Source organism: Streptomyces vulcanius (genome assembly GCF_042653945.1).
Lineage (GTDB): Bacteria > Actinomycetota > Actinomycetes > Streptomycetales > Streptomycetaceae > Streptomyces > Streptomyces mangrovi.
Map to the genome: position 1 here is coordinate 52,704 of NZ_JBHSFK010000062.1, position 13,264 is coordinate 65,967.

13 protein-coding genes are annotated in these 13,264 nt (G+C 71.6%); 4 read left to right on the plus strand and 9 right to left on the minus strand.

The genetic code is table 11. The annotated features are described in order from the left end of the window. The first annotated feature begins 37 nt into the window (after positions 1-37). Positions 38-1,468 carry a PA14 domain-containing protein gene (locus ACFPIH_RS52130; protein ID WP_381186740.1) on the plus strand — a complete coding sequence of 477 codons (1,431 nt, stop codon included), beginning with the start codon at positions 38-40 and terminating at the stop codon, positions 1,466-1,468. A gap of 22 nt (positions 1,469-1,490) precedes the next feature. Here the strand turns inward: ACFPIH_RS52130 and ACFPIH_RS52135 are convergent, their stop codons facing one another. Genes ACFPIH_RS52135 through ACFPIH_RS52145 form a run of 3 tightly spaced genes read right to left on the minus strand, consistent with a single transcriptional unit; the run spans position 1,491 to position 5,008 of the window. Next, complete coding sequence (locus tag ACFPIH_RS52135; protein ID WP_381186743.1) at positions 1,491-2,147, minus strand: response regulator; 657 nt, start codon at positions 2,145-2,147, stop codon at positions 1,491-1,493. Beyond that, positions 2,147-4,570: a sensor histidine kinase gene (locus ACFPIH_RS52140; RefSeq protein ID WP_381186745.1), complete on the minus strand. Its 2,424-nt coding sequence runs from the start codon at positions 4,568-4,570 to the stop codon at positions 2,147-2,149. Before ACFPIH_RS52140 ends, ACFPIH_RS52135 begins: the two co-directional genes overlap by 1 nt. Before the next feature lie 30 nt (positions 4,571-4,600). Then, a complete protein-coding gene (locus ACFPIH_RS52145; protein WP_381186748.1) occupies positions 4,601-5,008 on the minus strand; it encodes a cytochrome P450 in 408 nt (135 codons plus the stop codon). A 181-nt stretch (positions 5,009-5,189) separates the two neighbouring features. Between ACFPIH_RS52145 and ACFPIH_RS52150 the strand changes: the two genes are divergently transcribed. The 3 genes from ACFPIH_RS52150 to ACFPIH_RS52160 all read left to right on the plus strand — a co-directional run bounded on the left by ACFPIH_RS52150 (position 5,190) and on the right by ACFPIH_RS52160 (position 7,669). Next, positions 5,190-6,821, plus strand: a complete 1,632-nt coding sequence (locus ACFPIH_RS52150; protein WP_381186751.1) for an IS200/IS605 family accessory protein TnpB-related protein — start codon at positions 5,190-5,192, stop codon at positions 6,819-6,821. Between the two features lie 68 nt (positions 6,822-6,889). After that, entirely contained in the window at positions 6,890-7,156 is a 267-nt protein-coding gene (locus tag ACFPIH_RS52155) for a DUF4235 domain-containing protein (RefSeq protein WP_381186754.1), read from the plus strand. A gap of 162 nt (positions 7,157-7,318) precedes the next feature. Next, entirely contained in the window at positions 7,319-7,669 is a 351-nt protein-coding gene (locus ACFPIH_RS52160; RefSeq protein WP_381186757.1) for a hypothetical protein, read from the plus strand. 47 nt (positions 7,670-7,716) lie between these two features. Here ACFPIH_RS52160 and ACFPIH_RS52165 read toward each other — a convergent pair whose 3' ends face one another. The 6 genes from ACFPIH_RS52165 to ACFPIH_RS52190 all read right to left on the minus strand — a co-directional run. Next, the gene (locus ACFPIH_RS52165; protein WP_381186760.1) at positions 7,717-8,364 is read right to left on the minus strand and encodes a GTP-binding protein; all 648 of its coding nucleotides are present in this window, start codon (positions 8,362-8,364) and stop codon (positions 7,717-7,719) included. Continuing rightward, positions 8,345-8,737 (minus strand): DUF742 domain-containing protein, encoded by a 393-nt coding sequence (locus tag ACFPIH_RS52170; RefSeq protein ID WP_381186763.1) that lies wholly within the window; start codon positions 8,735-8,737, stop codon positions 8,345-8,347. The genes ACFPIH_RS52165 and ACFPIH_RS52170 overlap by 20 nt, the downstream gene beginning before the upstream one ends. Continuing rightward, positions 8,734-9,162: a roadblock/LC7 domain-containing protein gene (locus ACFPIH_RS52175; protein WP_381186766.1), complete on the minus strand. Its 429-nt coding sequence runs from the start codon at positions 9,160-9,162 to the stop codon at positions 8,734-8,736. Before ACFPIH_RS52175 ends, ACFPIH_RS52170 begins: the two co-directional genes overlap by 4 nt. Then, positions 9,159-11,681, minus strand: coding sequence for a sensor histidine kinase (locus ACFPIH_RS52180; RefSeq protein WP_381186768.1), 2,523 nt, complete (start codon positions 11,679-11,681; stop codon positions 9,159-9,161). Before ACFPIH_RS52180 ends, ACFPIH_RS52175 begins: the two co-directional genes overlap by 4 nt. Before the next feature lie 382 nt (positions 11,682-12,063). Next, entirely contained in the window at positions 12,064-12,669 is a 606-nt protein-coding gene (locus ACFPIH_RS52185) for a hypothetical protein (RefSeq protein ID WP_381186770.1), read from the minus strand. Positions 12,670-12,701: 32 nt separating this feature from the next. Continuing rightward, positions 12,702-13,264 (minus strand): STAS domain-containing protein (locus ACFPIH_RS52190; protein WP_385879198.1); only part of this gene is annotated, 563 nt, incomplete at its 5' end.

A 13,264-nucleotide genomic window follows, 5' to 3' on the forward strand; every position in this document is an offset into this window, starting at 1 on the left:
GCTGTACGTCATCCCGTTCACAGCGCGAAAGGTCCCCGTGCGCCAGAAGAGTCTCGTCGCCGCCCGGGCCGGTGGTGCCATGTCCGCCGTCGTCCTCGGCAGTCTGCTGACCGCCGCCCCGCAGGCGGCAGCCGCCGACGTCACCTGCTCGGCCAACGTCTACAAGCGGACGTTCTACAAGAACACCTCGTTCTCCGGCTCCCCGGTGAGGACCGACTGCGACAGCGCCGTCAGCGAGAGCTGGTCCGGCAGCCCGGTCTCCCGTGTGCCGTCGAACAACTTCGGTGTCCGCTGGTCGGTGACCCGCGACTTCGGCTCCGGCGGCCCCTTCACGTTCGCCGTCTCCGCCACCGACGGCGTCCGCGTCTACCTGGACGGCGCCCGCAAGGTCGACCTGTGGAAGAGCACCGGTGACACCGCCCGCGCCAAGAGCGTCAACCTCACCGTCCCCCGCGGCAAGCACACCCTCCGCGTCGACTACGTGAACTGGACCGGCGCCGCGAAGGTCAAGTACACGTACACGCCCCGGACTTCGGCCACGTACGACAGGACGAAACCGCTCGCCCCCGTCGGCGTGAAGACCGCCTACAACACCACGACCCGCAGGACGACCGTCTCCTGGTCCGCCAACAAGGAGATGGACCTGGCGGGTTACTCCCTCTACCGGCGGCCGGTCGGCTCCGGTACCTGGACGAAGGTCACCACGACCACCGCCCGCGCCCACACCGACCCCCTGGTGAACCCCGACGACCGCACGCCGTACTCCTACGAGGTGCGCGCCAGGGACAAGGCGGGCAACACCTCACCGGGGAGCACGGACGTCGTGGTCCGGCCACTGCCCGTCGTCGCCTCCCTGACCGGCGGCTACGACGGGGCGACCGGCAGGGTCACCCTGAAGTGGCCCCTCAACACCGAGCCGCACTTCGACCACTACACGGTCCTGAGCAACGACCTGGTGGACGGCAATTACGCCTGGGTCCCGCTCGGCACCACCAAGGGCAACACCTGGACCACCGGCACGATCACCGCCGACGGCGAGTGGCGCCACTACCGTGTCCTCGTCACCAACGACGGCGGCACCACCACCTACAACCCGCTCGGGCTCAACGCATCCGCCACCAACGAACTCTGGCTCGGCATCCCCGACGGCATCGCCCCCGCCTACGCCCCCGGCCTGACCCTGGGCTCCTGCGCGAGTGGCATCCGGGCGACCGCCACCGACTACACGCCGGCCCCGATCCGCGACTTCCACGGCTTCGAGATCGAGCGCCGCGAGGCGGGGACGGACACCTGGTCGGTCGTCCTGCACAAGGCGTTCGACCCGCGCCTCGACCCCGCCACGGCCACCGTCTGCGACCCGCTGCCCGCCGACGGGCGCAGGTACGAGTACCGGGCCCGTACCTATGACGCGGCCGAGAACTACTCGCCGTACAGCGACATCCGTGCCCTGACCGTCCCGGCGGGCTGACGGTCACGGCCCAGGGGGCCGGTCAGCCCGGGAGTGCGCCGCGGGGGCGGATCAGGCCGGTCTCGTAGGCCAGGATGGTCGCCTGCACCCGGTCGCGCAGCCCCAGCTTGGTGAGCAGCGCGTTGACATGGGTCTTGACGGTTCCGGTGGCCACGCCCAGGGTGGCCGCGATCTCCGCGTTGGCCAGGCCCGAGGCGATGTGGAGCAGCACTTCCCGTTCGCGCGGGGTGAGCCGGCCGAGGACGCCGGTCACGGCGGGCGGCGGGGGCGCGCCCTGGGCGAAGGCGTCGATCAGGCGGCGGGTGACGACCGGAGCGAGGATGCCCTCGCCGGAGGCGACGACGCGGAGGGCGGTGAGGAGGTCCTCGGGGTGGGTGTCCTTGAGCAGAAAGCCCGAGGCACCGGCGCGCAGGGCCTCGTACACATGGGCGTCGAGGTCGAAGGTGGTGAGCACCAGAACGCGGGGCCCCGGCTCCAGCGCGGTGATGAGACGGGTCGCGGTCAGGCCGTCCATGCCGGGCATCCGGATGTCCATCAGGACCAGGTCGGGTGCCACGCGGCCGGCGAGTTCCACGGCACTCGTACCGTCGCCGGCTTCGCCGACCACGGTCATATCGGGTTCGGCGTCGACGATGGCGGCGAACCCCGCACGGACCACCGCCTGGTCGTCGACGACCATCACGCGTGTGGCGACGGGGACACCTCCTGGGCGGTGACCGGACCCGGTCCGGCCGGCAGCGGCAGCAACGCCCTTACCGTACCGGCCGGTTCGAAGGTGACGTCGGCTTCCGCGGCAGCCGCCTGCGCCCGCAGGCGTTCCGCGACCGGGCCCGTCGCCGCCAGGCGCACACCGGTGATCGTGAGGTGCAGCGCTCCCGGGCGCCGTCGCCGGCGCGTCCGCAGGCGTACCCGGACAGGTCCCCGGTCTCCCGCGCCGAGTGCCGCTTCCAGCATCCGGTACGCCGTCAGCAGCACCGGCTCCGGCAGCCCCGCGGCGGCCTCGGGGAGGCCGTGCACACGCACCTTCCGGCCGTCCCGGCCCGCTGCCCGGCACAGCGCGTCGAGGTCGGCCGCGCTCGGCTGCGACGGGATCCGCCGCGCGGAGTCCCGCCCACGCTCCCTTCCTCCCTGGGCACCCTCTCCGTCGTTCATGCCGTGGAGCAGTTCGCGCATGGCGGTGAGGGCCGCGCGGGCCTCGGTGGCGACCTCCTCCAGTCGTCCCTGGTGGGCGAGTTCGACGAGCGTCGAGGTGCGGTGGAGCACCGCGTCACGCAGCCGGGCGGCCAGCCGGTACCGCTCGGCGCCCGCCGCGGTCTCCGCCTGCCACAGGGAGTGGCTGAGGGCGAGGTCGTCGCGGGCCACTGCGCGCAGCCGCCGGCTCCGGACGACGAGCCCCACGCCCCACGCCAGGGGGAACACCAGACACAACAGCACGCTCAGCGGCACGATGATCAGCAGCGCGGTGAGCGGGGAGGGATCCCCGCCGGCCAGCGCGCCGTCGACGGCGGCCGTCACGGTCAGCGCACCGGCGCTCGCTCCCGCGGCCAGGAACGGCGAGGGCCAGGTGTCCGCGGCGCCGCGACCGTAGGCTCCCAGGGCGTACACGGCGAGTGTCTCGGCCATCAGGCCGCCCGCCAGGAACTGCGACAGCTGTCCCGACAGCGAGGTCGACACGCAGGCCACCGGCCACAGCCACGACGTGGCCAGTACTCCGGCGAGAACCGCCCAGGGTGCGCGTCGCCGCCACAGCAGCGGCAGCGCGTGCAGCGTGAGCAGCGCGGACACCAGGGCGATGCCCCAGGCGCCGGCGCCGCCGTCGTACTGGTTCCCGTCCTCCGCGGCGACCAGCAGGACGATCAGGGGAAGCACGGTCGCGGTGAAGACGAGCGCGGTGTCCGTCACCCTCTGCTCGCGCGGGAAGTCGCGCCGCCGGGGACGTACCGCGGACTGCCGGGGGCCCGTGGTGTCGGGCAGCACGGCGTGGACGCGCCAGCCCCCGTCGGGACCGGGGCCCGCGCTGAGTTCCCCGCCGACGGCCGCCGCGCGCTCCCGCATGCCCGTGAGGCCCCTGCCGGATCCCATGCCGCCGTAGTCGCCGTGGCCGCCGTGGTCGGCCGTGCCGCGCGCGGTGGCGTTGGCGGTGTTGGTCACGGTCAGTTCCAGCGTCCCGTCCGTACGGCGTACGGCGACCCGCACAGCCGCTCCGGGCGCGTGCCGCAGGGCGTTGGTGAGGGCCTCGCGGACGATGCCGTGCACCGCCTCGGCGGCGGGCCCGGCGAGGTCGTCGGGTATCTCGACGGCGATCGGGCGGCCCAACCGGCCGAACGCGGAGACCAGTTCCTGGATGCGGCCGGTCATCGGCCGGGCGTCGGTGTGACCCGCGTCCCGCATCACCGCGACCAGCCGCTGAATCGCCGTCAGGGTCTCGCGTCCCGCCCGCTCGGCGAACTCCAGCGCCTCGGCGACGAGTTCGGGCTTGCGGTCGCCGAGTCTGCGGGCCGCGTCCACGGTGACCACGACCGAGGTCAGATGGTGCGCGCCGACGTCGTGCAACTCCCGTGCCAGTCTGCCGCGTTCGGCTTCGCCGGCCTGCTGCCGGGCCTCCTCCGCCGCGGCCAGCACGCGGGCCGCCGCCAGCCTCCCGGCCAGCCACTGCCGCCGCGCCAGCCCGAGGCCCACGCAGATGACGTACGTGGCCGCCTGGAGCACGAGTTGGGTGACCAGTGCGGTGTGGGGGCCGAACCGTACGGCGGCCAGCAGCCAGCACGAGCCGACGACCGCGGCGAGGGCGCGCGAGGTGACCGCGGCGGGGCAGCGGACCACGACGGAGTAGAGGGCGACCGGCAGGCCGAGATCGGCGTACTCGTCGTACGCCGTCGCCTGGCCCAGGACCGACGCCCCCAGGGTCCACACCAGCGCCCGCACGGGTGTGCGCCGCCGCCGGCTCAGCGCGACGGTCTCCACCGTGACGGCGACGAGAATGCCGACGACGCCCACCGGGCCCGGTGGCCGGCTGTCGAGCAGCTCGGCCCCGGGCCACAGCATCAGCACCTGCGCGGCGAGAAGCAGCCCCGGCAGCGCCCAGTTCCGTGTCGTCTCCATGTCGGGCACGAGCGTAGGGCCCGCCGGGGATCACCCCGCCATCAGGGCCGGAGTCAGGGTCGCGGGGGTGGGGCCGTCGGGGCGGACGGTGATGCCGTACACCGCCTTGGTGGGAGCGGAGTGGAAGGCCGGGGTGTGGGCCGGCAGCAGGTGTTCGAGCAGGACGGTCGATTCGCGGAGCGCGAACTGCAGACCGAGGCAGGCCCGGGGACCGATGCCGAAGGGGAAGTAGGCGCCCGGGTGGGTGGGCCGGCCGTCCGGGGCGGTGAAGCGCCGGGGGTCGAACCGCTCCGGGTCCGGCCACAGTTCGGGGTCGCGGTGGGTGAGGTACGGACAGACCAGGAGGTCGGTGCCCGCCTCGACGGTGTGGCCGGCGGCGTCGAAGGCTGCGAGCGCGGGGCGTCGGGGGTTGTAGTCCTGCCGCTGGAGTGTGTTCAAGGGTGTTCTGGTGGACGGGAGTGAGTGTGGGTGGTCTGTGTCGTGCTGTGAGTCGCGGTGGTGGCCCCGGTTTCCGGTGATGAACTGACGTTCTCGCATCGAATGCGTGACCTTCTGTGGGACCTGGTCGTTGGACGCGGTGACAGTGTGCTGGGAGTGGGTTCCGGGCGGAGGTGACGGGGTGGGTGAGCTGAGGAGCATCGCGGCGCCGTTCGTCGCGTCCGGGCCGTCCGGTGTGGCCGTGCGGACCCGTCTCAAGCACCTGGCATCGGACGATGAGGAAGTGCTGCGTCTGGTCGGCGGGCATCTGGGGTCGCTGGCCTCGAAGGACCTCAAGACGCGGTGCCGGGACGGCCTGGTGCACTCCGGTGAGACGTGGGCGGCGCGTAAACGGGAGCTGACGCCGCTGTCGTCGTCGCGGTGGGCGGGGGCGATCACCAAAGCCACGCACGACCGGTGGGCGCTGGCCCGCCGCTGCCAGTCGGCGCACCTGCAGAATCTGGAAGCGGGCATCCGCACCATCGAGCACCGGTTGTCCCTGCCGGTCGGGCAGAAGGAGACCAGACGGGCACCGGGGGGTTACCGGTCCCGGCGGGAGTGGCACGCGAAGTCCAGGCGGCTGCGGCTGCTTCAGGACCGGCTGGCTACCGCGCGGGCCGACCGTGAGGCCGGACTCGTCCACGTTGTACGCGGTGGCAAGCTGCTGGCCCGCACCCGGCACCACCTGGAAGCGGCCCAGCTCACCGAGTCCGCATGGCGCCGGGGCTGGGAGGCGGAACGCTGGTTCTGCCAGGCCGACGGGGAATCCGGCAAGCGCTACGGCAACGAGACCATCCGCGTCAGCCCGGACGGGGTGGTGAGCCTCAAGCTCCCCGCACCGCTCGCGCATCTGGCCAACGCCCCGCACGGCCGCTGGGTCCTCGCGAGCAGGGTCGTGTTCGCGCACCGGGGCGGCGAGTGGGCGGACCGGGTCGCAGCCAACCGGGCGGTCGCCTACCGCATCCACTACGACACCGGCCGGGAGCGCTGGTACCTGACCGCGTCCTGGCAGAGGCCGCCCACCCCCACCCTCCCCATCGCGGCGGTGCTCGCCCACGGCGTGATCGGGGTCGACATGAACGCCGATCACCTGGCCGCCTGGCATCTCGACAGCCACGGCAATCCGACCGGCAGCCCGCGCCGTTTCTCCTACGATCTGACCGGCACCGCCCAGCACCGCGACGCCCAGGTCCGCCACGCCCTCACCCGCCTCCTGCACTGGGCCCAAACGTGCGGTGTGAAGGCGATCGCGGTGGAGGACCTGGACTTCGGTACGGAAAAGACCCGGGAGAAACACGGCCGCCGCAAGCGCTTCCGGCAGTTGATCTCCGGCATGCCCACGGGGAAGCTCCGCGCCCGGCTGGCCTCGATGGCGGACCGGACGGGTATCGCGGTCATCGCAGTCGACCCGGCCTACACCTCGAAATGGGGCGCCCAGCACTGGCAGAAGCCCCTGACCAGCACGGTTCGTAAGACCACTCGCCACGATGCTGCTGCCGTGGCGATCGGAAGGCGCGCCCAGGGACACCCGATCCGGCGACGGACGGCACCGCCCCCACAGCACCGGAGTGATGCTGTGGGGCATCGGACCGTCCAGGCCGGACCGGATGTTCCTGGGCGTGAGGGAACCCGCCCCCGCATCCCCGGACCACGGACACGATCCGTGCCGCCCGGACGCGGAGCGAACGTGGGCAACCAGAACGCCCAACACCGTCCGGGGCGTTCGGCCGAGCGAGAGACCTGGCGACAGGACTCACTCCCGCTTAGTCTTTAGGAACGGTACTCGGGTGACCGGTTAACGCTGATCGCACCGCCGGCCGTACGTCGTGTGAGGAGGCGGCCATGAAAGCCTCGAAGATCGCCTACAAGCCGGTGGGCCTGGCTCTGGGCGCCGTGAGCGGCGCGCTGGCCGGCGGGGTGTTCAAGCAGGTCTGGAAGAGGCTCGGGCACGAGGGCGGCGCCCCCGACGCCACCGACGAGCAGCGCAGCTGGCGCGAGGTCCTGTCGGCGGCCGTCCTCCAGGGCGCGATCTTCGCCGGAGTCAAGGCCGCGGTCGACCGGGGCGGCGCCGTGGCGGCCCGCCGTCTGACCGGCACCTGGCCGGGCTGACCCCTCCTCGCCACCGCGCCTCCACTCCCGCTCCCCGAGGAAGGGACCCCGCGGAGCAGGCACGGCTCCAGGTAGGTGCGACATACACGTAACGAGCAAAGGGAGACAATTCCCCCACGGGGCGACGTACAGGCATCGCCCTCGTCGAAAGCAGGTCGACCCATGGCGAAGAAACAGGACGGCCCGAGCCGTCACGAGGGCGAACAGCACGGCTGGTCGCCCGACGTGGACGAGACCCGTCAGCAGGACAACCCCAGCGCCCACCGCTCCTTCCACACCGCCGAGCACGGCGGCGGGAAGGGTCGGGGGCGGACGAAGTCCAAGGAGGAGACGAAGTCCGTACCGGGCGACACGGTGGAGAGCCGCAGCGCACGTGGCGAGGAATCCGCCGGCAAGGACGAGAAGGGCCGACGCGACACCGGCCCCAAGGGCCGCTCCCAGCGCCCGAGCGGCACCAGGGACGCCGCCGCGAAGACCGGCGTGGACCCGCAGGACCCGCCCTCCCGGCACTGACCGGACGGGGACCGCGATGACGGCCGCGGCCGGGCGCCGGTCTGCGATTACGGCCGCGGCCGGGCGCCGGTCTGCAACTCACCCGCCTGGTGGCTCGGGAGCGGCCCCTGGCCCGCCATCAGATGCTCGATGAGGGCCAGCAGCAGGTCGCGGCTCGCATGGCGCAGGCGGAGGTCGCCCAGGAGGACGGGGGTGTCGGGGTCGAGGTCGAGGGCCTCGCGGACCTCGGGCACGGTGCGCTCCTGGCGGCCGTCGAAGCAGTTGACGCCGACGACGAAGGGGATGCCCCGGTTCTCGAAGAAGTCGATCGACGCGAAACTGCTCTCCAGGCGCCGGGTGTCCACGAGGACGACGGCGCCGAGAGCACCGTGCACCAGGTCGTTCCACATGAACCAGAAACGTTCCTGGCCGGGTGTGCCGAAGAGGTACATCACCAGCTGGGCGCTCACGGTGATCCGGCCGAAGTCCAGGGCCACCGTCGTGGTGGTCTTCTCGTCCACCCCGTCGACGTCGTCCACGCCGACGCCCGCGACGGTCAGGTGCTCCTCGGTGTTCAGGGGCACGACCTCGCTCACGGCACCGACCATGGTGGTCTTGCCCACGCCGAAGCCGCCCGCGATGAGTATCTTCACCGCCGCCGGAGCCTGGGGCTGGCTCTGGGTCCGGATCTGGAAGTCAGAGTCTGAGTAGGCCATCTTTCACCGCCTGAAGAAGTGTCATGTCGGGCCCCTGGCCCACCGCGACCACCAGCGGTGGCCGGGCCGTCACCCTGCCGAGCGCGATCAGGTCGGAGACAAGGATCTTCGTCACCGCCACGGGCAGGTTCAGTCCGGCGGCGACCTCGGCGAGGGCCACCGGGGCGCGGCACTGCCGGAGGATCATCCGGTGCTCGGGCTGCAGACCGCGGTCCGAGGGCGGCTCACCGGGCGCGACGACGGTCGCGATCACGGTGATGAGCGTGAGGTCGTCCCGGGCGGACGTCGTACGCCCCTGGGTGATCGTGTACGGCCTGACGAAGCTCTGTTCCGCGTACTCGTCGTCCGGTGCCTCGTCGGCCCAGTGGCTCACCCACGTCCTCCCCCACTCTCCGGGACGACCCGCACCTCGGTGCCCAGGCGCTGTCCGACCTGCTGCACGAGGGTGTGCATCGCCACGGACATCACCTCGGCGTCCACCTCCTGGTCCGCGACGACCGCCAGGTGCGTGCCCCGGCCGGCGGAGCTGACGAAGAGCCAGAGCTCATGGAGCTCGATGATGACCTGGTGGACCGGTCCCCCGCCGAAGACCTCACCGACTCCGCGGGCCAGGCTCTGCTGGCCGGTGGCAATGGCGGCCAGCCGTTCCGCGTCGACCCGGTCGATGCTGCTGGACTGGCTCACCACCAGGCCGTCGTCGGACAGCACGACGGCGTTCCTGGTGCCCGGAACCTGGTCGACCAAGCGGTCGAGCAGCCAGTCGAGGTCGGAGTTGGTGGCAGTGGTTCGCAGAGTCATCGTCTGTCTTCCTCGCGGGCCGCGTCATGGCCCGGTGACGGGTAGGTGGGCTGTTGGTCGTAGCCGGATCCGGATCCGGTGCCGAGCCGGGCCATGCGGGACTGGCGCTGGAAGGCGCCGACGGTGGCACCGGAGCGGCGCGCCCCGGTCCGGCGTGGCAACGGCTCCGTCTCCGACGTCGTCTCGACGCGCGGCGCCTCGGCGTACGCACGGGGAGGGTGGCGGAGTTCGGCGGCCAGACTGGCCTGCCGCACCCGCCGGGGCAGCGGGCCGGGATCGGGCGTGGGGGCCACGGCTGCGGAGGGCATGGCGGCGGGGGCCGTGGCGGGTCTGGCCCAGGGCCCGATGAGCGGGCGCGTGAACGCCTCCTGGTCGGCGGGGTGCGGCTGCGTCTGCGCCTGCGTCAGCGCGTGCGTGTGCAGGGGCGGCTGCGGCCAGGAGCCGTCGGCGTCATCGTCCGGTCCGGAGCGGGGCGTGCCGATGACCGCGAGTCCGGCCCGGGTGGCGGAGCCGTTCGGCGGCTCCGGGCTCGGACTCCCGTCGGAGATCAGTTCTCCCGGCACCAGTACGACGACCCGGGTGCCGCCGAAGGAGGAGGGCCGCAGCTCCACCTTCAGCCCCAGGTTGGCGGAGAGCCGGGCCACGACGTACAGCCCGAGGCGGGCGTCGTCGGCGCGGGACATCACGTCCATCCGGGGCGGGTCGGCCATCACCCGGTTGGCCTCGGCGTACTGCTCGGGGTCCATGCCCATGCCGCGGTCCTCGATCTCGACCGCGACGCCGCGGCCCACCCGGGACGCGGACACCTCCACCGGAGTCGGCGGTTTGGAGAACGACACCGCGTTCTCCATCAGTTCGGCCAGTACGTGCACCATGGGTCCGACGGCTCGCTGGGACAGCCAGATCTCGCCCTCGGTGTCGATCCGGATGCGCCGGTAGTCCTGCACCTCACCCTGCGCGGAGCGCAGCACGTCCAGCAGCAGCACGGGATTGCGCCAGCGCCGCTGGGGCTGACCGCCGCCGAGGATGACCAGGTTCTCCTCGTAGCGGCGCAGCCGGGCGGCCAGGTGGTCGATGTCGAAGAGTCCTTCGAGGACCTCGGGATCCTCGTACCGCCGTTGCATCTCGCCGAGACGTTTCATCTGCATGCCGATCAGCAACTGGGTGCGTCGGGCGATGCGTTGCAGCAGACGCTCGAAGCCGCGGTACTGCTCGACCTGCCGCACGGCCGTCTCCAGGGCGCTGGCGCGGGCCTGGTTGAGGGCCTGGCCGAGCATGCCCAGTTCGTCGTCGCCGTAGCGGACCTCGGGCAGTTCGGCGTCCGTGTCGACGGTCTCGCCCCGGCGCAGCCGCTCCACCAGGTCGGGCAGCCGGGTCTGCAGTTCCAGCGCGGCGGAACGGAGCCCGAAGATACGGCGGCGCAGGACTCCGGTGAGCCGCAGCGAGACCAGGAACACCAGCAGTACGGCCGCGGCGCCGACGGCGCTGTTGACGACCAGGTCGGTCATCATGCCGTTCAGCTTGTCCTCGGTGGCATGGACGAGGTAGTCGGAGTACGCGCCCCTGGCCTGCAGCAGCTGGGGGGTGATCTCGTCGTAGCTCTGCCGCCCCTCGTCGCCGAGCTGTACGGGCACCGGGGTACGGCCGTCCTGCCCGGGGCTCGTGGCGATCAGGATCGTGTTCTCGATCCGGGTCTTCTGCTTCCAGTCCGCGCCGGACAGCAGCCGTTGGTACGTCTTGGCGTACTTGTCGGGCAGCCGCGGTATGACCTTGTCCTCGTAGATGTGCTGCTGGTTGCCGATCACCTCGGCGAGTTGGAAGCGCTGCGCACCGGTGAGGCCACTGCTCGCCGCTCCGGCAGTGAAGATCGCGCTCTCGCGCGCGATCATCTCCTGGCCCCATGCCGCGTCGAGCAGCGGCCTGGTGAGGACGGAGACCTCGCCGATGCCGACGGTGGTGAAGTCCTCGAAGAACTGCATGTTCGAGGCGATGACAGCGGTGTAGTCGTCGAATGTCTGCTGCTGCGTGGTGTCCCGCTTGTCCACCGCTTCCCGGTACGCGGGCAGTCGCTCCAGGCCCCGGCCGACCTTCTGGAAACGCTTGTCGAGACCGGCCGGCATGGAGTCGGCGACTGCTTCGAAGCCCTTGACGGACCGGTCGGTGAGCGCACGCTGCTTCGCCAGTTCCGACCGGCCGGACTTGGGGTCGGCGAGTACCACCGCGCTCAGCTGCCGCTCCACCTGCAACTGGTAGGCGACGGCGGCGATCGGCGTCCCGACCTTCTTGCCCACCTCGATGCGGTCGTGGACGCTCTTCCAGTCGCCGTAGAGCTGGACCGAGTTCATCGCCCACACGGAGACCAGGGCGAGGGTGGGGACCAGAGCCAGGATGAGCAGGATCGTCCGCAGCGACAGCCTGCGCTTGGGAACCGTCTCCTGACCGCCCTGCCCGGTGTCCGCTTCTTGGCCTGTCTGCTGTTTTGCCGCTCGTGCGTGGAGTGCCACAGAAGTCCCCGGCATGCTGGCGATGGCGGACTGTCCGAAATGGGTCCGCGCCGTGTCAGAGGGGAGCCTACTCATCACACAATTGATCTCAATAGTTTGTTCGCCCCGATTGATACCTACGGTTCGGGTGACGACCGATGTACGTCTCGTGACGGGTGGGACCGGAGAGACGCCCGCTCACCCGAAGTCCGTGCACACCCCCCGCATATGCGGTCACGCACCGCGACGGAGAGGGAATGTCCAGGTGACGACACCCTGATCGGCACCGCATCGAAGGCGACCGTCCCCCGCCGGGACGACCGCCGCCCGGCTCCGTCACTCGGTCGTCACTCACGGACACCTGGCGTAGATCTCCTACGCGAACCGACGGAGCACAATCAGGACAGATGGCCGGTTGTCAGCCGGGGCGTTGTGTGCGGTTTTCGTGAGCGAGGCCGTCACCCAGGGGAAGGACCAGTGCCCTGAGCGGCGGGAGGGTGGAGGCCGACGGTCGGTGGATCGAGCCGATGTCCTGCCATCCCCATGACAGGAAGGTGTTGAAGGCCCGAGCGTCGGACTGGTCGACCAGCGTCGCCCCGAGCGAGGCGTGGTGGTCGGCGAGCAGCCGTTCCTGGAGCCGGCGGGCGAGGCCCTGCTCGTCCGTATGGGGGTGGACCAGGATCTCGGTGATCGCGAAGACATGGCCGGACGCGGTCAGTTGTTCGACGCTCTGCGGCAGGGTTCCCTCGAACCCCCGCCACCACGTCCCCTCGCGCGGCACGGGGAAGCCGTAGACACAACCGGTGAACGTCGTGTTCTCGGCGACCAGCAGGGCGAATCCCGGCTGGCGGATGGCGTGGGTGAGCCGCCGCAGAAACACCGTCCGGCCCCGGTACTCCTCGCCCGCCTGCGCCCGGGAGGACTCCACGTACAGATCGGCCAGTTCCTCCCGCACGGTCTCGGCCTGCCAGCGGTTCAGCCTGCGCAGACGTACCGCGTGGGCGGGAGACGGTGCGTTGTCCATGCGCCGTGGCGGGTTCCGGCGGGGCGGGGCCGTCACAGCGCACCGGCCAGGGCGGCGGGAACCTGATGTGCGAGCGGTCGAGGGGCGTGGATCTCGTGGAGCAGGAAGCCGGAGCCGGTGATCTCGATGATGCGGGCCATCGCCGGGGGCGGGTAGTGCAGTTGCAGGGTCATGCCGGCGTCGGCGGCGAGCCGGGAGGCCGCGAGGAAGGCGTTGAGTCCGAGGACGTCGCAGAAGGTCACCGCCGTGAGATCGACGTCGGCGGTGCGGATGCCGTCGTCCAGGCATCCGGCCAGTACGGCGTGCACGAGCGGGGCGGTGACCAGGTCGATCTCGCCGGCGAGGGTGATCAGGGCGCGGGTGGTGTGGTCGTGCCGGTAGACGCTCAGCTGCGGAAGGGACATGGTTCCTCGGTTCGGGTCACCGGGCAGGGGAAGACCCCGGCCTGTCGGATGCGGTGCTGCGGCCGGGGTCCTGGGCTGCGGGGTGCGGGTGCGGGGGCGGGGTGCGGGGGCGGGGTGCGGGGTGCGGGTGCGGAGGCTGGATGGCCGGTGCGGGGTGCGGAGGCGGGTGCGGGACTTCCTGCGTGAGCTGA